Origin of the sequence: Agromyces badenianii, assembly GCF_003070885.1 — a bacterium.
In the GTDB taxonomy this organism is placed as follows: domain Bacteria; phylum Actinomycetota; class Actinomycetes; order Actinomycetales; family Microbacteriaceae; genus Agromyces; species Agromyces badenianii.
Genome location: NZ_CP028913.1, coordinates 182,757 through 205,668, shown reverse-complemented (window position 1 = coordinate 205,668; position 22,912 = coordinate 182,757). Strand labels below are relative to the sequence as shown.

Below are 22,912 nucleotides of genomic sequence, written 5' to 3'. Positions count from 1 at the left end.
GTCGATCAGGTCGAGTTCGTCGTCCATCGGTGCTCTCCTCTTCTCCTCCGCCCGCTGCGGAAACGCGGATGGGTCGCCTCCCGGTCTACGTGACGGCGGATGCTCCGGCAAGGGGTTGCGCATCCCGCCCGGGTCGGTCAGCACCCGTGTCTCCTGCCCGGGCGCCGAGTTCGACGCCACGCCGCGATCGGGCCGCGTGCCCGTTCACGACGGTCGTGTTCCATCTGTGACGTCGGCTTCGATGGTGGGCACGGGTTCTTTCCGTACCATTTCAGGTATGGCACGCAGGGGTTCATACGCGAAGGGCGTCGCGAAGCGCGAGGAGATCCTCACCGCCGCGCTCGACGTGATCGCGCGAAACGGCTACCGGCGCACTTCGGTGCGCGAACTCGCCCATGCCGTCGGGCTCAGCCAGGCCGGACTGCTGCACTACTTCAGCTCGAAGGAGGAGCTCTTCCAGGAGATCCTCCGCAAGCGCGACGAGGTCGACACCGCGGCGTTCAACCTCGACACCGCGGAGCCGATCGAGGCGTTCCTCGGCGTGATCCGGCACAACAGCGAGGTACCGGGGCTCGTGCAGCTCTACGCCCAGCTCTCGACCGAGGCCGGCGACCCCGAGCACCCGTCCCACGCATTCTTCGTGGAGCGCTATGCGCAGTTCCGCACCTTGTTCGTGGGCATGCTCCGCGACGAGCAGGCCGCCGGGAGGCTCGATCCCGACCTCGACCTCGACCGCATCGGCAACCTGTTCCTCGCCGCCGCCGACGGCCTGCAGACGCAGTGGATGCTCGACCGCTCGATCGACATGGCCGAGCACATCGCCTACCTCTGGCATCTGGTCGCGCGTCGGGACTGAGTCGGCGCCGGGTCGTGTCACCCGAACGGGGTACGTGACCCGGGGCGTCCCGGCACAGCATGCTTCTCACATGACTACGGTCGGAGAGACATCCGTTCCCACGACGACCGGCCCACTCGACGAGGTGCATCGCGAGCAGTCGGCTCGTCTCGTCGATCACCTGGTCGACCACGGCCCGGCCACCCGCAGCGAGCTGGCGGCCGCGACCGGACTCGGCCGAGGCACGATCGCCGGACTCACCGCACGCCTGCTCGACGCCGGCGTGCTGCGAGCCGAGGCAGCGGATGCCGCGGGCGACGGCCGCACCGCACCGCTCTCGCTCGCCGCGGCGGATCACGTGCTGGTCACCGCCCAGCTCGGGCCCGGCGACGCCATCGCCACCATCTCCTCGCTCGGCGGCGACGAGCTGGTCAGATTCAGCGCGCCGCTCGACGACGCATCCGGGCGCCGGCCTGGCGGCACTGCCGACACCGACGACGCGGCGGCGCAGACCTCCGCTCCGGCGCCGCTCGAGCTCCTCGCGATCGTGCTGGGCCGCGCCATCGCGCGGGCCGACCGCGCGGTGCATCCGATCGCCGACGTCACGGTGCTCGTCGACGGTGCCGTCGCCGGGCGCCCCTCGGTGGTGCTCGCCGACGAGCGACTCGGCGTCGAGCCGATCGACGTCATCGGCGAGCTCCGTGCACGCACGCCCGGCCTCGCCGAGGTCGAGGCGGCGCTGCCGCTGCCGATCGCGCTCGTGCCCACGGCGGTGGCCGCGGCATCCGTCGAGCAGGCGCAGCTCGACGCCCGCGACCTGCTCTACCTCGCGGGCGACACGAGCATCGTCGCCGCGGCCTTCGCCGACGGCCGGGCGATGCGCGGCGCCCACGGACTCGCCGCGACTCTCGCGCACCTGCCGATCGTGCAGGGCGGCGTGCGATGCAGCTGCGGACAGCGCGGATGCCTCGCCACCGTCGCCGCCCCGGAGGTCGTGCTCGCGCGAGCCGGCCTCGCCGAGTTCGCGGCCGAGCACGGTCGCACCGCGGCCCTCGCCGAGCTCATCGAACGCGTCGACGCCGCCGACGACCGCGCCCGCTGGTCGTGGCTCGACGCCGCCCTGTGGATCGGGCGGTCGTTGCAGGTCGTGGCGCCGACGCTCGATCCGGCCTACATCGTCGTCGGCGGCTACTGGGCGGCGCTCATCGGCGACATCGAGACGGCATTCCGTGACAACCGGCCGACCCTCGGCGGGGGTGCGCTCGAGTCGATCCCCGAACTCGTGGCGTCGCGGCACGGCACCGAGGCCGCCGTCGTGGGCGCACGCCGTCAGGCGCGTGAACGCCTGGTGTCGGAACCGTTGTTGCTCGTCGGCTGACGACGCCGCCGGCCGAGCCGACTGCGGATGCCCCACCCGGTGACGCGAAGCATCGCCTCAACGACGATGCCGGCACTCATCTTCGACCGGCCTCGCTCGCGCTCGACGAAGGTCACGGGCACTTCGACGACCACGAGCCCGGCCTCGTGCGCATGCCAGAGCATGTCGACCTGGAATCCGTAGCCGCGCGTGCTGACATCGTCGAGCCGGATGCGGCGCAGCGCCTCGGCACGGAACGCCCGGTAGCCCGCCGTCGCGTCACGGGTTGGCAGCCGAAGCGCCCATCGCGCGTAGGCGCTGCCGCCACGCGAGAGCCATTGGCGATGGCGCGGCCAGTTCTCGATCGAGCCGCCCGGAATCCATCGCGAGCCGATCACGAGGTCGGCCGGGCCGTCACCGCCGCCACCCCCGTCGCCGCCGACAGCGTCGCCGCTGATGCCGAGCGGCGCGAGCAGCCGATCGAGCTGCTCTGGCAGGTGCGATCCGTCGGCATCCATCTGCACGATGGGGTCGAAGCCCTCGGCGAGCGCCCAGGCGAACGCGTCGAGGTATGCGGCGCCGAGCCCGTTCTTCTCGATGCGATGCAGCACCCGCACCGAGGCATCCGCCGCCGCCAGCTCATCGGCGAGCACACCGGTGCCGTCGGGCGAGGAGTCGTCGACGACGAGCACGGATGCCGCAGGCGCCGCCGCTCGCACGCGGGCCACGATCGCGGCGAGGTTCTCGCGCTCGTTGTAGGTGGGCATCACCACCAGGGCTCGGGTCATCACTCGAATCGTAGCCGCCCGCAGGCATCGCCCGTCTCACGGACTCATCGCGCGGGCGACGGGTCAGCGCACGCCCGACATGAGCTTCAGCACGCCGCGGCTGCCGACGGCGAGCGCCACGCCGAGCACGATCGCGATGCCGCCGAGCACCCCGAAGTAGGCCACCTCGGTCTCGGCCGAGTAGAACGTCGCGAGCTGGCCCGAGATGGCCGTGCCGAGCGAGACCGACAGGAAGAACAGCGCCACCATCTGCGTGTGGAACACCTTCGGCGCGAGCTTCGTCGTGACCGAGAGGCCCACCGGGGAGAGCAGCAGCTCGGCGACCGTGAAGACGAAGAGGATGCCGACGATCGCGAGCAGCGGCGTCGAGTTCGCCGCGCCGCCGGCGAACGGGATGAAGAGCAGGAACGCCACACCCATGATCGTCGTGCCGAGCGCGAACTTGACCGGGGTCGACGGCTGCCGGTCGCCGAGCTTCGTCCAGATCGCGGCGAAGACGCCCGAGAGGATGATGATGAAGACCGGGTTGATCGACTGCACCCACGAGACCGGCATCTCCCAGCCGAAGAGGTCTCGGTTCAACTGCTTGTCGGAGTAGATCGTGAGCACCGTGAACTGCTGCTGGTAGAGCGACCAGAACGCGACGCTCGCGATGAACAGCGGGATGAACCCGACGACCCGGCTGCGTTCGACCGTGCTGATGCGATGGCTCGACAGGATCACCACGAAGTACGAGACCGCGGCCGCGATCACCGCCCCGATCACCCAGGTGACGAGGTTCGTCGCGGTGATGAGACCGGTGGCGACGAGCACGACGACGACCACGACGGATGCCGCTGCGACGCCGATCACGAGGCCGATGCGGTCGCGGGGCAGCGGGTTCGGCACCACGGATGCCTCGGGCGGCAGCGCCTTTCGCCCGAACGAGTACTGGATGAGCCCGAACGCCATGCCGAGTGCGGCGAGCGCGAAGCCCCAGTGGAAGCCGAGGGTCGATTGCAGCAGCCCGGTGAGGATGGGTCCGAGGAATGCGCCGAGGTTGATGCCGAGGTAGAAGATCGAGAACCCGGCGTCGCGCCGCGGGTCGTTGTCGGAGTAGAGCGTGCCGACGACGCTCGTGGCGTTGGCCTTCAGTCCGCCGGAGCCGAAGGCCACGAGGATCAGGCCGACGCCCACGCCGAAGAAGCCGGGAATGAGCGCGAGCGCGATGTGCCCGGCCATGATGACGATGGCGCTGAAGAACAGCACCTTCTCGCTGCCGAGCAACCGGTCGGCGATCCACGCGCCGAGGATCGTCGAGAGGTAGACGCCGCCGCCGTAGGCCCCGACGATGCCGGCCGCTGCGGTCTCCTCGAGGCCAAGACCACCCTCGGCGGCCGAGAAGTACAGGTAGATGAGCAGGATTCCCTGCATGCCGTAGAAGCTGAAGCGCTCCCACATCTCGACGCCGAAGACGTGCACGAGTGATCGCGGTTGCCCGAAGAAGCCGTGGTCGCCCCGAGTGTCGCGCGACGAGTCGCCTGCGCCGGTTCCCCTCGGCTCAGGCGACCCGTACTCCCCCGGGGCAGATTCGGTGACGCTGCCCATGCTGGTCACCCTACTCCGCCCACCTTCGACCTCGCGTAGTGGCGGCGCGCCTTCGCGCGATTGCCGCAGGTTTCCATCGAGTGCCACTTGCGGGCGTTCGCGCGGCTCTCGTCGATGAGGAAGTGCTGGCAGTCTTCAGCTGCACACGGCCGGATGCGCGAGCCCTGCTCGCCCTGCAGTGCCGCCCACTCCTCGATGACGCGCGCACCGACGGCACGATCGCCATCGATGTCGTCGACCCAGTCGAGCCCATCGGCGTGGAGCCGGGCGCGCTTGCGCATCGCGCCTGCCCACGCCTCGAGCGCAGCGGCATCCGTCTCGCCTCGAAGAAACGGAACGAGCGCATTGCGCACTGCTCGCGCGTCGGCGACCTCTGCCGGCGAGCCGTCGAGCCCGTGCTCGCGCAACCAGGCGGCGGCCTCGGCGTCGTCGCCGAGTTCGTCGCTGACCTCGGGGCCCAGCACGAGCCGCGAGTTCACGAGGTCGAGCAACAGCGAGGTGGACATCGGGACTCGATTCTGAACGGGAGGTTATAACCATCATAACGCGCTAGACAGGTTGGAATGATCTCGCTATGGTTACGTTATAACCAACACACCGAACCAATCCGGTTAGATGTACTCGAAACACGAGGAGCACGATCACATGTCGACCATCACCGTCGGAACCGAGAACAGCACCCCCATCGAACTGCACTACGAAGACCACGGCAGCGGCCAGCCCGTCGTGCTCATCCACGGCTACCCCCTCGACGGTCGCTCATGGGAGAAGCAGACGGCCGCCCTCCTCGACGCGGGCTACCGCGTCATCACCTACGACCGCCGCGGGTTCGGGCACTCGAGCCAGCCGACCACCGGCTACGACTACGACACCTTCGCCGCCGACCTGAACACGATCCTCGAGACCCTCGACCTGCGCGACGCCGTGCTCGTCGGCTTCTCGATGGGCACCGGCGAGGTCGGCCGCTACCTCGGCACCTACGGCAGCGAGCGGGTCGCGAAGGCCGCCTTCCTCGCCTCGCTCGAGCCCTACCTGCTGCAGGCCGACGACAACCCGACGGGCGTTCCCGCGAACGTCTTCGAGGGCATCGAGCAGGCCGCGAAGGCCGACCGCTACGCCTGGTTCGACGACTTCTACCAGAACTTCTACAACCTCGACGAGAACCTGGGCTCGCGCATCAGCGAGGCCGCCGTGCGCGGCAGCTGGAACGTCGCGGCGGGCGCGTCGTGGTTCGCCTCGTCGGCGGTCGTGCAGTCATGGCTCACCGACTTCCGCGGTGACATCGAGAAGATCGACGTGCCCGCTCTCATCCTGCACGGCACCGCCGATCGCATCCTGCCGATCGACGCGACCGCGCGCGAGTTCACGAAGCGACTGCCCGACGCCGACTACGTCGAGATCGAGGGCGCGCCGCACGGCCTGCTCTGGACCCACGGCGCCGAGGTCAACGAAGCGCTGCTCGCCTTCCTCGCGAAGTAGCACGATCGTGGCTGCCGGAGCGAAGACGATCGAAGGCGGGGTGCGCGTCCGGTGGGCGCACCCCGACGACTTCGACCGCGAGCGGGCACTCCACCTGCTCGGCGGCGCCGAGCGTGCCCGCGCGGCCGGCACGGTGAACGGTGCGCAGCGCGATCGCTTCCTGCTCGGCCGCATGCTCCTGCGCGAGCTGGCCGCCGATGTCGCCGAGACCGGCGACATCGGGCCGGGCGAGATCGAGATCAGGGCGAGCTGCGAGCGCTGCGGTGCAGAGCACGGTCGGCCGAGCATCGTCTGGCCGGATGCCGCCGGGCCGCCGCCCCTCGCGAGCCTGGCATCGTGCGCCGAGCTCGTGATCGCGGCCGTCGCCCCGGCCGGCAGCCACGTCGGCGTCGACATCGAGCGCGGGCGCGCGGAGGCGTCTCGCGACGCCGAGAACGAACGCCGCCGAGCCGTCACCCGACTCATCGGCGGGTCGAGCAGATCGGCGATCCGCCGCTGGGTGCGCACCGAGGCCGTGCTGAAGGCCGACGGCCGGGGCCTCCGGGTGGAGCCGGGCGCGGTGAGCTTCGAACGTGGGGTCGCGCGAATCGAAGACGGGTCGACCCGGTACCGCATCATCGACCTTCGCGTCGAGGGATGCCTCGTCAGTGTCGCCGTCGCCGACCCGGGTTGAGGGGGTCGGTCGCGACCGAGGGGGCGGCCGGCAACGCCGGGAGCACCGGATGGAAGAGCCACGCCTCGAAGAACTCGCCGACCGCCCCGTCGGCTCGAGAGGCGACCAGCTCGATGAACTCCGAGGTCGTGGCCGTGGCGTGCCGGTGCTCGTCGGTCCAGGTGCGCAACAGCTCGAAGAAGCCGGCGTCGCCCATCTCGAGTCGCAACGCGTGCAGCGTGAGTGCACCGCGCTTGTAGACCCGGTCGTCGAACATGTGCACCGGCCCGGGATCGCCGATCAGCAGGTCGGCCGGCGACTGCGCGACCAGCGCGTGATGTCGGCGAGCGAGCTCGTCGGCCGACTCCCTGCCCGAGGCTTCCGACCACAACCACTCGGCGTAGCAGCAGAAGCCCTCGTTGAGCCAGATGTCCTGCCAGCGCGCGAGACCGACGCTGTTGCCGAACCACTGGTGCGCGAGCTCGTGCGCGATGAGTCGCTCCTCGCCGCCGCGGCCGTCGACGTGGTTCGCGCCGAAGACGGCCAGGCCCTGCGCCTCGAGGGGGATCTCCAGTTCGTCGGGAGTCACCACGACCGAGTACTGCCCGAAGGGATACGGCCCGAACCGCTCCTCGAACGCCGCGAGCATCTGAGGCAGGCGGCCGAAGTCGGCTCGCACCTGCCGTTCGAGCTCACGGGGGAAGAAGACCTCGCACTGCGCACCGTCGAACGAGAGCGCACGTCTGGCGTACCGGCCGATCTGCACCGTGAGCAGGTAGCTCGCGGTCGGCTCGAGCTGCTCGAAGACCCAGATCCCCTGGCCGGCGGCCACTCGGTGCTCGACGAGCTCGCCGTTGCCGATGACGGTGTACGCGGCATCCGTCTCGAATCGCAGACGATGACTCGCCTTGTCGGAGGGGTGATCGTTGCAGGGGAACCAGGTCGGGGCGCCCGACGGCTGCGAGGCGACGAGCACCCCGTCATCGAGCTCCTCCCAGCCGATGGAGCCCCACCGTGAACGACGCGGCTTCGGAGCGCCGCCGTACACCACCTCGACGTCGACGATCGAACCCGGCGCGATGGGCTGCGACGGCGTGATCTTGAGCTTGCCCCGGGAATGCCGGAACTCCGCCTTCCGCCCGTCGACCCGGACCCGCGAGGCGGCGAGCCCCACGAGGTCGAGGCTGAACCGCGCGAGCCGCTGCGTCGCCTGCAGGCGCAGCACCGCCACCCCGTCGAGTCGATTCCGCGCGATGCGGTACTTCAGCGAGAGCTCGCTCGACACGGTGCGGTACCCGCCGTTTCCGCTGGCGGGCAGGTAGGCGTCTCCGGCGGTGTCGGCGCCGATTGCGGCGGGATCCATCACCGCACACGCCGGTGGTAGTCGGCCACGCGAACGGCACGCCATGGCCCGATGGGGTTGCCGCTCCAACGACTGCCGACCGGCACCTCCTCGCCCCGCATCACGAGCGACGCCGGTCCGACGGTCGCGTGGGCGCCGATGCGGGCTGCCGGCAGGATCACGCTGTGCGGCCCGAGCGTCGCGCCCGCCTCGAGGGTCACCTGGTCCATGCTCATGATTCGATCATGGAACAGGTGGGTCTGCACCACGCAGCCGCGGTTCACCGTCGAACCGTCGCCGAGCTCCACCAGGTCGGCCTCGGGCAGCCAGTAGCTGTCGCACCAGACGCCCCGTCCGATGCGGGCCCCGAGCGTGCGGAGCCACATGGCGAGCGCGGGCGTGCCGGCCGCCGCCCGGGCGAACCAGGGCGCGGCGACCATCTCGACGAAGGTGTCGGACACCTCGGTGCGCCAGACGAAGCTCGACCAGAGCGGCTGCTCGCCCGCGCGGATGCGACCGACGAACACCCATTTCGCGATCGAGCTCACGACGGCGGCCACGGCTCCGGCCGCGAGCATCACGACGCCGCTGAGCAGCAGCGCGACGAACACCCCGAACTCCGAGACGAGCGCCGCGAGGGCGAAGAGCACCAGGAGACCCATGACGCAGGTCACGATCACGGGCACGATGCGGCAGAGCTCCCACAGGGTGCGCGCGATCCGCAGCCGGTACGGCGGCTGGTAGGTGCGGCTCTCGTCGCCGTCGAGCGGGGCGCGACGCAGCCTGACAGGCGGCGAGCCGAGCCACGAGGTGCCCGCCTTCGACTTGACCGGCGCCACCGAGAGCACCGCCACGAGCGCGTCGCGGGCGAGCTTGTGCCCCGGGGAGGCGATGCCCGAGTTGCCGAGGAACGCCCGCTTGCCGATGCGCGCCCGCTCGAGTCGCATCCAGCCGCGCTGGAGCTCGTACGAGGCGACCATGGTGTCGTCGGCGAGGAAGGCGTCGTCGTCGATCGTGGCCATCGAGGGGATCAGGAGCACGGTGGATGCCTCGACGCCGCGGCCCACCTCGGCGCCGAGCAGTCGCAGCCACACCGGGGTGAAGAGGCTCGAGTACAGCGGGAACAGGATCGTGCGCGAGGCATCCATCAACCGCTCGGTGGTCCATGCCTGCCAGCCGGCCCGGCTCCGCACGGGATGCCGCCCCTCGTGCAACCCGATGGCGAGCAGTCGCACGGCGATCGCGACGAGGGAGGCGAACACGATGCCGGCGACGAGCGTCGCCGGCACCACCCAGGCGAGCGCACGCAGCGCGGCATCGCCGAGCGTCGCCGCACCGTCGATCGCCACGGCGATCACCGCACCCCCGGCCGAGAATGCGACGATCGGCAGCAGAGAGAGGAAGAGCGAGGAGGCACCGTACGCCACGAGCCAGCGCCGCGGCCGAGGCGGTTCGTCGGTCGTGAGGCGGGCCGGGCCGACGCGCCGGGCGGGGGAACCGGCCCAGTGCTGGCCCGCCGGCACACCCCCGAAGACCGCGGACCCCGGGGCGATCTCGGCGCCCTTCCCGATTCGCGCTCCGGGGAGCAGGGTGCTGCGGGTGCCGATCGTCGAGCCGGCACCGATGCGCACCCGGCCGATGCGCACCACGTCGCCGTCGATCCAGGTGCCGGCGAGATCGACCTCGGGCTCGATCGCGGCGCGGTCGCCGATCGTGAGCATTCCCGTGACGGGCGGCAGCGTGTGGAGGTCGACGTCCTGGCCGATCTTCGCGCCGAGCGCTCGCGCGTAGTTCGACACCCACGGTGCGCCCGAGAGCCCGACCGGATCGACCTGGTGCGCGATCTGGTCGGCCAGCCACATGCGCATGTGCACGGAGCCGCCGCGGGGATAGTCGCCCGGTTCGAGACCGGCGAGGAGCAGGCGCGCGCCGGCGACCGCGATGGCCATGCGGCCGAACGGCGTGGCGAAGAGGACGAGCCCGACGATGAGCACCCAGAGGGGCACCGTCGGCAGGAACGCGAACCCATCGCTCATCGCCGTGAGGATGGTCGTCGCCGTGAGCAGGTACAGCAGCCATCGCGCACCGCTCAGGATGAAGAGCGGGATGCCGACGAGCGTCTGCAGCCATTGCGTCGCGCGAGGGGTCGGCACCGACTGGCGGAACGACGGGGCGCCGACCGGCTCACGCGACGTGCGCGCCTCGATCTCGGCGGCCATGGCTCCGAGGCGCGGGTGGTCGTAGATGTCCGCGACGGCGAACTCGGGATCGCGGCTGCGGATGCGGCTGACGAGCTGGGCGGCCGCGAGCGATCCGCCGCCCAGGTCGAAGAAGCTCGCGGCGAGTTCGGTGACCGGCACGCCGAGCACCGCCTGCCACTGCTCGGCGAGCCAGGCGGCGGATGGGTCGAGGCCGGCGGCATCCGGTTCCACGCCCTCCAGCGGCCACGGCAGGGCGGCGCGGTCGACCTTGCCCGAGGTGCGCGTCGGCAGTTCGGCGACGAGCGCGAGCAGGGGCACCAGGGCTGCCGGCAACTGCTCGGCCAGCAGCGCACGGCCCGCGACCCGGTCGAATCCGTCGGCGGCGGCGAGATATCCGACGATCACCTGGTTGCCCGCTTCGGTGTGCCGCACGGCGGCGGCCGCGCCCGTGACACCCGGAAGGGCCTGGAGCGCCGACTCGATCTCACCGAGCTCGATGCGTCGACCGCCGACCTTCACCTGGTCGTCGGCGCGCCCCTGAAACAGGAGGCCGGCTCGATCGAAGACGACGAGGTCGCCCGAGCGGTAGGCACGTTCCCAGCCGAGGGTCGGCATCGGCGAGTACTTCGCGGCATCCTTCTCGGGATCGAGGTAGCGGGCGAGACCGGCACCGCCGATGATGAGCTCGCCCACCTCGCCGTCGCCGACCGGCCGGCCCTCGGGGTCGACGACGGCGAGCGACCAGCCGTCGAGCGGCAGGCCGATGCGCACGGGCGACGTGCCGTCGAGCAGCGCCGCGCAGGCGACGACCGTGGCCTCGGTCGGACCATAGGTGTTCCACACCTCGCGCTCGGCCGAGGCGAGGCGGGCCACGAGCTCGGGCGGGCAGGCCTCGCCGCCGAAGATCAGCAACCGCACGTTCTCGATCGCCTCGGCGGGCCACAACGCGGCGAGTGTCGGCACCGTCGAGACGACCGTGATCGAGTGCGAGACCATCCACGGGCCGAGGTCCATGCCGCTGCGCACGAGGCTCCGCGGCGCCGGCACGAGGCAGGCGCCGTGCCGCCAGGCGAGCCACATCTCTTCGCAGGAGGCGTCGAAGGCGACCGAGAGCCCCGCGAGCACCCGATCGCCGGGGCCGAGCGGTGCGTCCTGCAGGAAGATCCGCGCCTCGGCGTCGACGAACGCCGCCGCGGAGCGATGGGTCACGGCGACGCCCTTCGGCGTGCCGGTCGAACCCGAGGTGAAGATGATCCACGCGTCGTCGTCGAGGCCGGGCGGTGCCGCGACGGGGGTCGCGTGCGTGCTCGGGTGCGGCGGGTGCCCGTCGAAGAGCTCGGGCGTCGCGGCATCCGGTGCCGGATCGCCGATCGGTTCGAAGGCCCCGCGGCCGGTGATCACTCCGCGCACGCCGGCTTCGCCGAAGACGAGCCGGGCCCGCTCCTCGGGGTCGTCGGCATCGACGGGAACGTAGGCGGCGCCGGCGGCGATCACGCCGAGGATGGCGATGTAGAGCTCTCGCGAACCCGAGGGCATCCGGACCCCGACACGATCACCCCGGCGCACCCCGGCCTCGTACAGGCGAGCTGCCGTGCGCACGACGCGTGCCATGAGCTCCCGGTAGCTGAGGGCGCCGTCCGCGTCCTCGAGTGCGGAGGCGTCGGGATGCGCCTGGGTCGTGGCGCGGAGCACGTCGAGCAGCGTGCGTGGTGGCGCCGCGAGCGTCGAGCTGTCGAGGATGCCGGGTGCGTCAGCGGTCACGTGACCTCCTGCTCGAAACGGATGCCGGATGCCGACCGCGCTGAGCGCGACCGTCGACACGACGCCTCAAGCTTCAGCCGCGGAGGGAAACCAGCAGTTGCGTCTTGGTGAACCGCGAGTAACCGGGGACCCCTCGTTCCCGGGCAAGCTCACGGAGTTGCACGACCTTGAGCGAGTCGAGGTCGGTCGACGCGGGCTTCGCTGAACTCGCCGAACTCGTGGTCCTCGCGGGTTTCGTCGACCTTGCCGAACTCCCCGATCTTACCGGACTCGCGGATTTCACCCGACTCGCCGAACTCCCCGGAGTCGCTGAACTCACCGGACTCGCGGATTTCACCCGACTCGCGGATTTCACCGGACTCGCGGATTTCACCGGACTCGCGGATCTCACCGGACTCGCGGATCTCACCGGACTCGCCGATCTCACCGGACTCACCGGCCTCACCGGACTCGCGGATTTCACCGGAGTCGCGGATTGCGCAGGTTGCGCTGCGGTCTTCGGCGGCGCGGCCTTGGCGACCGTCGGATTCGCGGCGCTCGCCGGCCTGGCCTGTTCAGCAGCGGACCTCGCCGGCTTCCCAGACTTCGCCGACTTCGCCGACTTCGCGAGTTTCTCCGACTTCGCGGGCTTCGCAGATGTCTCCGACTTCGCAGACTTCGCGGGTTTCGCAGACTTCGCAGCCTTCGCAGACTTCGCAGCCTTCGCCGACTTCGCGGGTTTCGCAGACTTCGAGGGCGTCGCAGATGTCGCCCGCTTCCCGGCATCCCTGCCCGCGCGCGCATCCGACACCGAATCACTCGTCGCCTCGCGCCTCGACGCGGTGTCTTCGCGCACGCGCTTCGCAACGGCTTCGAGGCGCGCCTCGACTTTCGCGGCTCGTCGCTTGGCTTTCTTGTCGACCTTCTTCGCGAGACGTTTCGCCTCGGCGACGGCATCCTTCGCGTCGTCGAGTGCCCGTGCCGCAGCCTTCTCGGCTTTCCTCCGTGCCATGGCCCCACCCCTGACTCCGGCTCCGCCGGACGAATCGGTGCGATGCCAGCATGGTACCGCGCGGCCCCGGATGCCGCCGGAAACCCGCAGCATTCGACCAAGCGTCGTGCAGGGAGCAGGCGCGACGACGAGGCGCGGACGGGGGTCTTCCCCCGTGCGGGATGCGCGTCATCGTTTTACAGTCGGTTGAAGGAAGCAGGTGCGGAACGGCCGCGCCACGGAGGGAACACGATGATTGGCACAGCACGCACGAGACGCGCGCTGGGGGTCGGCGCGATCACGGCTGCAGCGACCCTGTTGCTCGGCGGCTGCGCATTCCTCACCCCGCCCCAGCGATTCAGTGACGACGCCACCCTCGACGAGCAGGTGCACACGATCGAGATCGACCATCCCGAGGGCAGCATCACGGTCGAGACCGACGAGGACGCCACCTCGGTCGAGCTCTCCCGCACGGTCTCGTACCGGGGTGATCGAAAGATCGGCACGACGTTCGAAGTCGACGACGGCGTGCTCGTTCTCAGCGGGTGCGGCCGGCGCTGCTCGGTCGACTACACGGTCGAGCTGCCGGCGGGCGTCGATGTGCGCGGCGCCACCTCGAACGGGACTATCGATCTCACGGGCGTCGGCGACGTCGAGATCTCGACGAACAACGGCCGCATAGAACTCGACGACGTCTCGGGCGCAGTCGACGTCGAGACGAGCAACGGACGCATCGAAGGACGCGGGCTCGCCGGCACCGGCGTGCGCGTCTCCACCTCCAACGGGGGGATCGACCTGCGGCTCGCGGCCGCCCAAGACGTCGAGGCTCGCACGTCGAACGGCGCGATCGAGCTCACGGTGCCGACCGACGGCTCCGGCTACCGGGTGAAGACCGACACCTCGAACGGCCCGGTCGATGTCGGCATCGACGAGGACTCCGACGGCGAGTACGTGCTCGACCTCGCCACCTCGAACGGGGCGATCACGATCACCGGTCGCTGATCGAGAACTCGGCGAGCACGGCGGCGAGCTGGTCGACGGCCCAATCGAGATCCGCCTGCTCGATCACGATCGGCGGTGCCAGCCGGATCGTCGACCCGTGCGTGTCCTTCGCGAGCACGCCGCGTCGCATGAGCGCCTCGCACGCCTGCCGGCCGGTCGCGAGCGCGGGGTCGATGTCGATGCCGGCCCAGAGGCCCGCACCGCGCACCGCCACGACCCCGTGACCGAGCAGCGCGCGCAGCCGCTCGTGCAGGTGGGCGCCGAGCACTCGGGCGCGTTCCTGCGGTTCGCCGGTCGCGAGCATGCGCACCACTTCGAGGCCCACGGATGCCGCGAGCGGATTGCCGCCGAACGTCGAACCGTGCTCCCCCGGCCGCAGCACACCGAGCACCTCGCGGTCGCCGACGACCGCGGAGACCGGCACGATGCCGCCGCCGAGCGCCTTGCCGAGGAGGTACAGGTCGGGCACGACGCCGACGAGGTCGCACGCGAACGTCGCCCCGACGCGGCCGAGCCCCGACTGGATCTCGTCGGCGATCATGAGCACGTTTCGCGCCGTGCAGATCGCCCGCACCGACGGCAGGTAGTCGGCCGGCGGCACGAGGACGCCCGCCTCGCCCTGGATCGGCTCGACGAGCACCGCCACGGTGTTCTCGTCGATCGCGGCCTCGAGCGCGGCGGCGTCGCCGTAGGGCACCGAGCGGAATCCCGGCGTGTACGGCCCGAAGTCGTCGCGGGCATCGGGGTCGTCGCTGAACGAGATGATCGTCGTCGTGCGGCCGTGGAAGTTCCCGGCCATGACGACGATGTTCGCGGCATCCGCTTCGACGCCCTTCACCCGGTAGCCCCAGGCGCGCGCCACCTTGACGGCCGACTCGACCGCCTCGGCACCGGTGTTCATCGGCAGCACCATGTGCTTGCCGCAGAGCGCTGCGAGCTCCGTGACGAACGGGGCGAGCCGGTCGTTGTGGAACGCGCGGCTCGTGAGGGTGATGCGCCCGAGCTGCTCGCGCGCGGCCTCGACGAGTCGCGGGTTGCCGTGCCCGAAGTTCACCGCCGAGTACGCGGCGAGGCAGTCGAGGTAGCGACGCCCCTCGACATCCGTCACCCACGCGCCGTCTCCCGAGGCGACGACCACGGGCAGCGGGTGGTAGGTGTGCGCGGCGTGCTCCTCTTCGAGCGCGATCGCGTCGTTCGTGAGATCGGTCGCCACGTCGTGTCGATTCAGGGTCATCGGCGCAGCTCCAGGGTGGCGCATTTGACGCCGCCACCGCCGAGCAGCAGCTCGGAGAGGTCGACGCCGATCGGGTGGTATCCGTGCTCGCGAAGCTGGCGCTCGAAGTCGGTCGCCCGCGAGGCGATCACCACGTTGAAGCCGTCGCTGAAGGAGTTGAGGCCGAGCACCGCGGCATCCGCCTCGGTGACGATGACGGCGTCGGGGAAGCGCTCCTGCAGCACCGCGACGGATGCCGCGTCGAACGCGCTCGGCAGGTAGGCGATGTGTTCCCGGCCGGGGGTGGCATCGAGCACCGCGACCGCCGTGTCGAGGTGGTAGAAGCTCGGGTCGACGAGCCGCAGGGTCACCACCTCGCGGCCGAAGATGCGAGCGAGCTCGTCGTGCGAGCGCGAGTCGCTGCGGAATCCCGTGCCCGCGAGGATGACGTCGCCGACGAGCAGGAAATCGCCCTCGCCCTCGTTGATCTCGTCGGGCACCCGCACGTCGAAGCCGGCCTCGCGGAACCACTGCATGTAGGCCGGCCCCTCGGGCTGGCGCTCGGCGTGGGCGAACTTCGCGCCGTAGGCGATGCCGTCGACGACGAATCCGCCGTTGGCGGCGTAGACCATGTCGGGCAGGCCGGCGACCGGGTCGATGAGCAGCACCTCGTAGCCGAGCGCGACGTAGGTGTCGTGGAGCACCTGCCACTGCGCGAGCGCGAGGCCCGTGTCCGTCGGCGCGGCCGGGTTCATCCACGGGTTGATGCGATAGACCACGGTGAAGTGCTCGGGCCGGCACATGAGCACGGTGCGGGCGGTCGGGCGGCGCTCCGGCCGGGCTGCGTGCTGCTCGCCTGGTTGCTCGCCTGGTTGCTCGCCGGGCTGCGTATCCGTTTCGATCACGGTCGACATCTCACTCCTTCGAAAGCTGCGGCGCTGCGGATGCCGGTGAACTCACAGCATCCGCTGGGGTGCACGGCAGGCGGACCGGGTCGCTCTCACGAGCCTCGACGACGACGTTCGGGTTGCGCCGCCGTCGAGACGCCAGTTCAAGTGTGGACGGAAATACCGCGCGGTGGGCGGCGTTCTGCGCAATATTCACGCGTTTTCGGCACCCCCTGTGCGGATTCTCTGCATGATCAGGCCGATGGATGCACCGGCTCGTATGCGACCAACGGTCGAGCTCGTTCTTCTGTTCGCCCTTGCCGCCGATCATGATCGGGATGTCGTGGGTCGGCGGCGGGGGTGAGCTCCGCCCAGCGGGCCTCGATGCGCGGCAGCGCTCGGGCGTGCTGGTGCCCTGCACGCCCAGGCGCACAGCGGAGTCGAGCGGAATTCCGTCAGCCAAGGCGCGATCCTGCGCGAGGCGCATGAATAATGCGCACGACGTGGGGGAACGCAATGGATCGACATACAATCCGATCATGGACAACCTCGATCGCGCCATCCTCGACCTGCTTCGGCAGAACTCCCGGGCGGGCTACGGCGACATCGGGTCGTCGGTGGGCCTGTCGGCGTCGGCAGTGAAGCGGCGCGTCGACCGGCTCGTCGCCGACGGAGTGATCCGTTCGTTCACGATCCAGGTCGACCCCGCCGTCGACGGCATGTCTACGGAGGCGTACGTCGAACTCTTCTGCCGGGGCACCGTCGCCCCCGACGAGCTGCAGCGCATCCTGCAGGGGGTGCCCGAGGTGGTCTACGCGGGCACGGTCACGGGCAGCGCCGACGCGATCGTGCACATGCGCGCCCGCGACATCGCCTCACTCGAAGACGCGCTCGAACGCGTTCGCGTCGCGCCCAACGTCGACCACACCCGCAGCGCGATCGTGCTGTCGCGATTGGTCAACCGCAACCGGGACTGACGATGCCGATCACCGTCGACCCCCACGACGCCGCTCCCCCGTACGAGCAGATCCGCGCGCAGGTGATCGCGGCGGTTCGCAATGGCGAGCTCGTACCCGGCACCCGCATGCCGACCGTGCGCAAGTTCGCAGAAGAGCTGGGCCTCGCCGCCAACACCGTGGCCCGCGCGTACCGCGAACTCGAGCGCGACGGCGTGATCGAAACCCGCGGTCGCAACGGATCGTTCGTCTCGGCGACCGGGGACCCGACCGAGCAGCAGGCGCAGCTCGCGGCATCCGCCTACGCCGATCGCATCGCGCAACTCGGCCTCGATGCCGAGCAGGCCCTCGCGATCGTGCGCGCCGCCCTTCGCGGCAGCAGCTGACCGCTTCGGCGGCCCGTTGCAGGGGATTCAGGCCTTCGCCCCGCTGGGGGCGTGCATGAGCCGAAATCCCCTGCAGGGTGCGGCGGATGCCTCGCGCCCGAGCCGCCCGGCGCCCCTCACTCCTCGGGGATCGGCTGCTTCGGGAGCTTGCGCACCTTCGACCGGCGCCGCCGCCGCTCGGGGATCATCGAGCGCATCTCCTCGAGCTTGCCGAAGCAGAGCAGGCGGTCTTCGCCCTCGAGCACCACGCCCTTGCGGGGATTCGGGATGACGGTCGTGCCGCGGTGCAGCGTGAGCACCGTGATGTCGCGCTCCCAGAGCCCCGATTCGCCGAGCGTCTTGCCGACGAGGTCGGCGCCGCCGTGCACCATGAGCTCGGCCACGCCGTAGCCCGTCGAGACGGTGAGACGCTGCCGCACGTCGATCTCGGGAAAGCCGACCTGGTTCGCGATGAAGTCGATGATGGCACCGGCCACGTCGAGCTTCGTGGCCGACTCGATGCCCTCGAGGCCGGGCGAGGAGTTGACCTCCATCACGAGCGGGCCGTCGTCGCCCTCGAGCATGTCGACGCCGGCGACCCGCAGGCCCATGATCTGCGCCGAGCGCACCGCGGCCTGCTCGTATTCGGGCGAGAGTTCGACGGCTTCGACCGTGCCGCCGCGGTGCACGTTCGAACGGAACTCGTCGCCGCTCGCGCTTCGCCGCATCGCGGCCACGACGCGGTCGCCCACGACGAGGGCACGGATGTCGCGGCCGCGGCTCTCTTTGATGAAGCGCTGGATGAGCACGTTCTGCTTCGTCGAGTGCAGCGTCTCGATGATCGCCTCGGCCACCTTGACCTCGGGCGCGAGGATGACGCCGATGCCCTGGGTGCCCTCGAGGAGCTTGATGACGACGGGCGCGCCGCCGACTCGCTCGATCGCCGGGCGCACATCGGCGCGGTTGCGCACGAACGCGGTCGCGGGCATGCCGATGTTGTGGCGCGAGAGGATCTGGTTGGCCCGCAGCTTGTCGCGCGAGTTCGTGATGCCGTTGGCGGTGTTCGGCGTGTACACGTCCATCTGCTCGAACTGCCGCACCACGGCGGTGCCGAAGTACGTGACCGAGTTGCCGATGCGCGGCAGCACCGCGTCGTAGTCGGAGAGCCGTCGCCCGCGATATTGCAGGTCGGGCTCGGGCCCCGAGAGGTCGATCGCGAAGCGCAGGGTGTCGAGCACCTTGACCTCGTGACCACGCTGTTGGGCGGCCGTACGGAGCCGTTGTGTGGAATACGCCTGCGGGGCGCGCGAGAGGATCGCCAGTTTCATCGTGTGCCCCTGCGAAGATGGTGGAGTGAGAGAGCCCGTCTATTCAAACACCATCGCGGGGTGGCGCGAATGGGTGAGCCTGTCCGGAGCCGGTGTGCCCTGGATCAAGGCGAAGCTCGACACCGGTGCACGCACGTCATCCCTGCACGCCTTCGACGTCGAGGAGCACGATCGCGACGGCGTCGCGGTCGTGCGGTTCGGCGTGCACCCGTGGCAGAACTCCGACGAAGACGCCGTCGTCGTCGAAAGCCCCGTGCACGACCGCCGCTCGGTGCGAAGCTCGTCGGGCCACACCGAGGAGCGCATCGTGGTGCTCATGGACATCGTGCTGCTCGACCGCACCATGACCGCCGAAGTGACCCTCACGAACCGCGACGAGATGGGCTTCCGCATGCTCGTCGGCCGCGAGGCGCTGCGTCAGGGCTTCATCGTCGACTCGGCTCGCTCCTTCGTCGGGGGGCGCGCGCCGCGGGGCATCCGTCGCCGCAATCGGGGTCGCGACTCGGCGCCCGCGCCGCGCGCCTGATCGACCGCTCCCCTCAGATCACGCCCTGCGAGAGCGTCGTCGGGTTGCCGAAGCGGTGGTTCGTGATCGAGATCGCCTGCTCGTGCAGGAACGGCAGCATCTCGACGCGGCCCGATGGCGTCACGGGGTGCGACCACACCGCGACATCCGGCGTGCCGCCGAGCGCTTCGGCGAGAGCGGATGCCCCGCCGCCGACGAGTCGCACGCGCGGCGTCGTGATGCCGCGCTTGGCCGCCCGGCCGAGCCAGGCCGCGTCGCCCTCGCGCACGACCTTCACGTCGCGCGCGGAGAGCAGCGTGCGCACGCCCTTCGGCAGCTCGACGGCGGTCGAGACCGACAGCGCCGACTTCGCCAGCAGGCCCGCGGCGATGACGCGGAGCCCTTCGGCGAGGGTCGCCTGCTCGCCGATGCGCACCGTCACCGGCAACGGCCGGTAGCGGAAGAGGTTGCGCTCGACGCCGACGCCCGAGACGTCTTTCACGACGCCGTACTCCTCGGCCCAGGAGAGCTCGTCGGAGAGCGCCGAGCGGCGCAGCACGTCGAACGACTCGTAGTCGAGGGCCGGCTGCGATGCCTCGATGAGTTCGGCGACGCGCTTCTCGAGTCCGCGCAGGTGCAGCGTGGTCGAGGAGGTGCCGTGCTGCGGCAGCCACTCGCCGAGGCCGAAGAGGTAGTTCGGTCCGCCCGCCTTGGCGCCCGCGCCCACGGCCGATCGCTTCCAGCCGCCGAACGGCTGGCGCTCGACGATCGCGCCGGTGATGCCGCGGTTGACGTAGAGGTTGCCGGCCTCGACGCGGTCGAACCACGTCGCGAGCTCGTGCGGGTCGAGCGAGTGCAGGCCCGCGGTCAGCCCGTAGTCGACGGCGTTCTGCAGGCGGATCGCCTCGTCGAGGTCTTTCGCGTGCATGATGCCGAGCACGGGGCCGAAGAACTCGGTGAGGTGGAAGTAGGAGCCACCGGCGACGCCGGTGCGGATGCCGGGCGACCAGAGGCGCCCGGTGTCGTCGAGCTGCTGCGGCTCGACGAGCCACTCCTCGCCGATGCCGAGCTGGGTGAGCGCGTGCAGCAGCTTGCCGTTCGCGGGCTCGACGATGGGGCCCATCTGGCTCGTCGCCTGCTCGGGCCAGCCGACGCGCAGCGACCGCGTGGCGTCGACGAGCTGGCGGCGGAATCGCTCGGACTTCGCGACGGATCCGACGAGGATCACGAGCGAGGCCGCCGAGCACTTCTGGCCGGCGTGGCCGAAGGCGCTCTTCACGACGTCGGATGCCGCGAGGTCGAGGTCGGCCGACGGCGTGACGATGATCGCGTTCTTGCCGCTCGTCTCGGCGAGCAGCGGCAGGTCGTTGCGGAACGAGCGGAACAGCTGCGCCGTCTCGTAGGCACCCGTGAGGATGACCCGGTCGACCGCGGGGTGCGAGACGAGCTCCTTGCCGAGCTCGCGTTCGCCGATGTCGACGAGGGTGAGCAGCTCCCGCGGAATGCCGGCCTCCCACAGCGCCTCGACCATGACCGCGCCCGAGCGCTGCGCGAGCTTCGCGGGCTTGATGATGACGCCCGATCCAGCGGCGAGCGCGGAGAGCACGCCGCCCGCGGGAATCGCGACCGGGAAGTTCCACGGCGGCGTGACGACGGTCAGGCGCGACGGCACGAAGATCGCCCCCTGCACGTGGTCGAGCTCGCGTGCGCGCTCGGCGTAGTAGTGCGCGAAGTCGATCGCCTCGCTGATCTCGGGATCGGCCTCGGCGATGGTCTTGCCGGTCTCTGCGGCCATCACCTCGATCAGGCGGTCGCGGTTGGCGGCGAGCGCGTAGCCGGCGCGGTGCAGCACCGCGGCGCGCTCGGCACCCGGCAGCTCACCCCAGGCGCGGCCGCGTGCGGCGACGGTCTGGATGATCCGCTCGAGCGTGGTGGCGTCGTCGATGCGTGCCCCCGCGATCGTGTCGATGCCGAGGCGGGAGCCCGGCACCCGCTCGAGGATGCGCCGGCCCCACTCGCGGTTCGGGGCGAGGGCCGGGTCGGTGTCGGGCTCGTTGCGGAAGCCGGGCGTCGCCGAGGGGCCGCCTGCGACGAGCGAGGCGGATGCCGCGGCATCCCCCAGTTCGGAATCGCCGTCGCCCTCGGAGCCGCGGGTGATGCCGAGCACGACGCTCGTGAGCGAGGGGTCGTGCTCGTGCTCGGCGCCGGGCGCCGGGGCATCGGGCACCGTCATCGCGGCGGCGAGGGTCTCGTCGGTCCACTCGGTGTGGCGGTTCTGGGTGCGGTTGGGCGCGGGCGCGACGCCGACCTCGGGCTCGAGCGCCGCGAGGGAGGCGAGGTAGCGGGCCTGCTCGCGCTGGAAGAGCGGCTCGCTCGTGGCCAGCTCGAACACGGCCGACATGAAGTTGTCGTGGCTAGCGTTCTCTTCGAGCCGGCGGATCAGGTACGCGATCGCGACGTCGAACTCGCTCGGGTTCACGACGGGCGTGTAGAGCAGCAGGTTGCCGACGTCACGGCGCACGGCCTCGGCCTGGCCGGTCGCCATGCCGAGGAGCATCTCGAAGTCGACGCGCGAGTCGACGCCGCGCTCGCGAGCGGTGAGCCACGCGTGGGCGACGTCGAAGAGATTGTGGCCGGCGACGCCGAGCTTCACGGCATCGACGCGCTCTGGCGTCATCGACCAGTCGAGCACGCGCTTGTAGTTGGTGTCGGAGTCCTGCTTGGTGTCGTAGCTCGCGAGGGGCCAGCCGTGCACGGCGGCGTCGACGTGCTCCATCGCGAGGTTCGCGCCCTTCACGACGCGCACCTTGACCGGGGCGCCGCCCGCGGCCCGGCGGTTCTTCGCCCACGCCGTGAGCTCCTGCATCGCGCCGAGCGCGTCGGGCAGGTAGGTCTGCAACACGATGCCCGCCTCGAGCCCCCGCAGCTGGGGCTGGTCGAGCAGGGTCGTGAACACCGCGATCGTGAGGTCGAGGTCGCGGTACTCCTCCATGTCGAGGTTGATGAACTTGGCCTTGCCGCGCGCAGCGCCCGCGGCGGCGAGCTCGTAGAGCGGGGTGAGCTTCGCCACGACCTTGGCGACGGCCTCGTCGAACGACCACATCGAGAGCTGGCTGACGACGCTCGAGACCTTGATCGACACGTAGTCGACGTCGTCGCGGGCGAGGAACTCGAAGGTGCCGGCGAGCCTGCGGTCGGCCTCCTCCTCGCCGAGCACGGCCTCGCCGAGCAGGTTGAGGTTCAGGCGGTTGCCCGACTCGCGCAGGGCCGCGATGGCCGGACCGAGCTTGTCGGGCGTCGCGTCGAGCACGAGGTGGCCGACCATGGCGCGCAGCACCCGGCGCGCGATCGGGATGACGACCCACGGCAGCACCGGGGCGAAGACGCCCCCGACCCTGATCGCGGCGCGCAGGTACCACGGCAGGAACTTCGGCGTGAGCTTCGCGACCTGCTCGAGATTGCGCCCGGCGACGCCGAGGTCTTCGGGGCGCATGACCCCGTCGACGAAGCCGACGGTGAAGTCGAGGCCGCGCGGGTCCTTCAGCACCCCCGCGAGGCGCTCGGCGGCGGGATCTGCGGGGTGCTCCGCGCTCTCGGCGAGCCAGCGGCGCACGAGGGCGACGACGTGATCGGTGTTCGGCCGGGCGTCCGTGGCGGCGTTCGACATGGTCACGAGGGTAGTGT

At 70.6% G+C, this 22,912-nt stretch carries 20 protein-coding genes; 9 read left to right on the top strand and 11 right to left on the bottom strand.

The features are described 5' to 3' along the window. Nucleotides 1-277: 277 nt before the first annotated feature. On the top strand, nt 278-856 hold the full coding sequence (locus DCE93_RS00965; RefSeq protein ID WP_108594243.1) for a TetR/AcrR family transcriptional regulator: 579 nt from the start codon (nt 278-280) through the stop codon (nt 854-856). 70 nt (nt 857-926) lie between these two features. After that, complete coding sequence (locus tag DCE93_RS00960) at nt 927-2,213, top strand: ROK family protein (RefSeq protein ID WP_108594242.1); 1,287 nt, start codon at nt 927-929, stop codon at nt 2,211-2,213. Here DCE93_RS00960 and DCE93_RS00955 read toward each other — a convergent pair. From DCE93_RS00955 to DCE93_RS00945, 3 genes are all read right to left on the bottom strand, one after another. Next, nucleotides 2,165-2,980, bottom strand: a complete 816-nt coding sequence (locus DCE93_RS00955) for a glycosyltransferase (RefSeq protein WP_108594241.1) — start codon at nt 2,978-2,980, stop codon at nt 2,165-2,167. The two genes, DCE93_RS00960 and DCE93_RS00955, sit on opposite strands and share 49 nt — an antisense overlap. A gap of 63 nt (nt 2,981-3,043) precedes the next feature. Then, nucleotides 3,044-4,567: a peptide MFS transporter gene (locus DCE93_RS00950; protein WP_108594240.1), complete on the bottom strand. Its 1,524-nt coding sequence runs from the start codon at nt 4,565-4,567 to the stop codon at nt 3,044-3,046. Between the two features lie 5 nt (nt 4,568-4,572). Further along, nucleotides 4,573-5,073: a CGNR zinc finger domain-containing protein gene (locus DCE93_RS00945; RefSeq protein WP_108594239.1), complete on the bottom strand. Its 501-nt coding sequence runs from the start codon at nt 5,071-5,073 to the stop codon at nt 4,573-4,575. Between the two features lie 139 nt (nt 5,074-5,212). Between DCE93_RS00945 and DCE93_RS00940 the strand changes: the two genes are divergently transcribed. Further along, the gene (locus DCE93_RS00940; protein ID WP_108596500.1) at nt 5,213-6,046 is read left to right on the top strand and encodes an alpha/beta fold hydrolase; all 834 of its coding nucleotides are present in this window, start codon (nt 5,213-5,215) and stop codon (nt 6,044-6,046) included. 7 nt (nt 6,047-6,053) lie between these two features. Further along, on the top strand, nt 6,054-6,719 hold the full coding sequence (locus DCE93_RS00935) for a 4'-phosphopantetheinyl transferase family protein (protein ID WP_108594238.1): 666 nt from the start codon (nt 6,054-6,056) through the stop codon (nt 6,717-6,719). On the opposite strand, the gene DCE93_RS00930 is transcribed toward DCE93_RS00935, so the two are convergent. The 3 genes from DCE93_RS00930 to DCE93_RS14970 all read right to left on the bottom strand — a co-directional run bounded on the left by DCE93_RS00930 (nt 6,691) and on the right by DCE93_RS14970 (nt 12,165). Beyond that, entirely contained in the window at nt 6,691-8,061 is a 1,371-nt protein-coding gene (locus tag DCE93_RS00930) for a M1 family metallopeptidase (RefSeq protein ID WP_108594237.1), read from the bottom strand. The two genes, DCE93_RS00935 and DCE93_RS00930, sit on opposite strands and share 29 nt — an antisense overlap. Further along, nucleotides 8,061-12,002: a Pls/PosA family non-ribosomal peptide synthetase gene (locus DCE93_RS00925; protein WP_235825188.1), complete on the bottom strand. Its 3,942-nt coding sequence runs from the start codon at nt 12,000-12,002 to the stop codon at nt 8,061-8,063. The genes DCE93_RS00930 and DCE93_RS00925 overlap by 1 nt, the downstream gene beginning before the upstream one ends. A gap of 73 nt (nt 12,003-12,075) precedes the next feature. Next, a complete protein-coding gene (locus DCE93_RS14970; RefSeq protein ID WP_165906065.1) occupies nt 12,076-12,165 on the bottom strand; it encodes a Rho termination factor N-terminal domain-containing protein in 90 nt (29 codons plus the stop codon). A gap of 4 nt (nt 12,166-12,169) precedes the next feature. On the opposite strand from DCE93_RS14970, the gene DCE93_RS14495 reads away from it, so the two are divergent. Beyond that, entirely contained in the window at nt 12,170-13,183 is a 1,014-nt protein-coding gene (locus tag DCE93_RS14495) for a hypothetical protein (RefSeq protein WP_168186137.1), read from the top strand. Nucleotides 13,184-13,224: 41 nt separating this feature from the next. After that, nucleotides 13,225-13,974, top strand: a complete 750-nt coding sequence (locus DCE93_RS00915) for a DUF4097 family beta strand repeat-containing protein (RefSeq protein WP_168186148.1) — start codon at nt 13,225-13,227, stop codon at nt 13,972-13,974. Here DCE93_RS00915 and rocD read toward each other — a convergent pair. From rocD to DCE93_RS14370, 3 genes are read right to left on the bottom strand one after another with little or no spacing between them, the layout of a single operon-like run. Continuing rightward, nucleotides 13,961-15,208, bottom strand: coding sequence for an ornithine--oxo-acid transaminase (gene rocD / locus DCE93_RS00910; RefSeq protein ID WP_108594234.1), 1,248 nt, complete (start codon nt 15,206-15,208; stop codon nt 13,961-13,963). The genes DCE93_RS00915 and rocD overlap by 14 nt on opposite strands. Further along, entirely contained in the window at nt 15,205-16,101 is an 897-nt protein-coding gene (ddaH, locus tag DCE93_RS00905; protein WP_108594233.1) for a dimethylargininase, read from the bottom strand. The genes rocD and ddaH overlap by 4 nt, the downstream gene beginning before the upstream one ends. Nucleotide 16,102: 1 nt before the next feature. After that, nucleotides 16,103-16,615, bottom strand: coding sequence for a hypothetical protein (locus tag DCE93_RS14370; RefSeq protein WP_146184900.1), 513 nt, complete (start codon nt 16,613-16,615; stop codon nt 16,103-16,105). On the opposite strand from DCE93_RS14370, the gene DCE93_RS00900 reads away from it, so the two are divergent. Together DCE93_RS00900 and DCE93_RS00895 are read left to right on the top strand one after the other, a co-directional pair. Next, entirely contained in the window at nt 16,614-17,051 is a 438-nt protein-coding gene (locus tag DCE93_RS00900; protein ID WP_022890985.1) for an Lrp/AsnC family transcriptional regulator, read from the top strand. The genes DCE93_RS14370 and DCE93_RS00900 overlap by 2 nt on opposite strands. A 2-nt stretch (nt 17,052-17,053) precedes the next feature. After that, the gene (locus DCE93_RS00895; RefSeq protein WP_108594232.1) at nt 17,054-17,416 is read left to right on the top strand and encodes a GntR family transcriptional regulator; all 363 of its coding nucleotides are present in this window, start codon (nt 17,054-17,056) and stop codon (nt 17,414-17,416) included. A 116-nt stretch (nt 17,417-17,532) separates the two neighbouring features. Here DCE93_RS00895 and rimK read toward each other — a convergent pair whose 3' ends face one another. Next, nucleotides 17,533-18,723, bottom strand: coding sequence for a 30S ribosomal protein S6--L-glutamate ligase (gene rimK, locus DCE93_RS00890; RefSeq protein WP_108594231.1), 1,191 nt, complete (start codon nt 18,721-18,723; stop codon nt 17,533-17,535). A 25-nt stretch (nt 18,724-18,748) separates the two neighbouring features. Here rimK and DCE93_RS00885 point away from each other — a divergent pair, with 25 nt between their 5' ends. Next, nucleotides 18,749-19,249, top strand: coding sequence for an ATP-dependent zinc protease family protein (locus tag DCE93_RS00885; protein WP_108594230.1), 501 nt, complete (start codon nt 18,749-18,751; stop codon nt 19,247-19,249). A gap of 13 nt (nt 19,250-19,262) precedes the next feature. Here the strand turns inward: DCE93_RS00885 and DCE93_RS00880 are convergent, their stop codons facing one another. After that, nucleotides 19,263-22,895 (bottom strand): proline dehydrogenase family protein, encoded by a 3,633-nt coding sequence (locus DCE93_RS00880; RefSeq protein ID WP_108594229.1) that lies wholly within the window; start codon nt 22,893-22,895, stop codon nt 19,263-19,265. Between the last annotated feature and the right edge of the window lie 17 nt (nt 22,896-22,912).

Coding starts and splice junctions, on each gene's coding strand:
- DCE93_RS00965 (WP_108594243.1), top strand. CDS start 278: ATGGCACGCAGGGGTTCATACGCGAAGGGCGTCGCGAAGCGCGAGGAG.
- DCE93_RS00880 (WP_108594229.1), bottom strand. CDS start 22,895: ATGTCGAACGCCGCCACGGACGCCCGGCCGAACACCGATCACGTCGTC.
- DCE93_RS00960 (WP_108594242.1), top strand. CDS start 927: ATGACTACGGTCGGAGAGACATCCGTTCCCACGACGACCGGCCCACTC.
- DCE93_RS00895 (WP_108594232.1), top strand. CDS start 17,054: ATGCCGATCACCGTCGACCCCCACGACGCCGCTCCCCCGTACGAGCAG.
- DCE93_RS00945 (WP_108594239.1), bottom strand. CDS start 5,073: ATGTCCACCTCGCTGTTGCTCGACCTCGTGAACTCGCGGCTCGTGCTG.
- rimK (WP_108594231.1), bottom strand. CDS start 18,723: ATGAAACTGGCGATCCTCTCGCGCGCCCCGCAGGCGTATTCCACACAA.
- DCE93_RS14370 (WP_146184900.1), bottom strand. CDS start 16,615: ATGATCGGATTGTATGTCGATCCATTGCGTTCCCCCACGTCGTGCGCA.
- DCE93_RS00955 (WP_108594241.1), bottom strand. CDS start 2,980: ATGACCCGAGCCCTGGTGGTGATGCCCACCTACAACGAGCGCGAGAAC.
- DCE93_RS00915 (WP_168186148.1), top strand. CDS start 13,225: ATGATTGGCACAGCACGCACGAGACGCGCGCTGGGGGTCGGCGCGATC.
- DCE93_RS00930 (WP_108594237.1), bottom strand. CDS start 8,061: ATGGATCCCGCCGCAATCGGCGCCGACACCGCCGGAGACGCCTACCTG.
- rocD (WP_108594234.1), bottom strand. CDS start 15,208: ATGACCCTGAATCGACACGACGTGGCGACCGATCTCACGAACGACGCG.
- DCE93_RS00900 (WP_022890985.1), top strand. CDS start 16,614: ATGGACAACCTCGATCGCGCCATCCTCGACCTGCTTCGGCAGAACTCC.
- ddaH (WP_108594233.1), bottom strand. CDS start 16,101: ATGTCGACCGTGATCGAAACGGATACGCAGCCCGGCGAGCAACCAGGC.
- DCE93_RS00950 (WP_108594240.1), bottom strand. CDS start 4,567: ATGGGCAGCGTCACCGAATCTGCCCCGGGGGAGTACGGGTCGCCTGAG.
- DCE93_RS00940 (WP_108596500.1), top strand. CDS start 5,213: ATGTCGACCATCACCGTCGGAACCGAGAACAGCACCCCCATCGAACTG.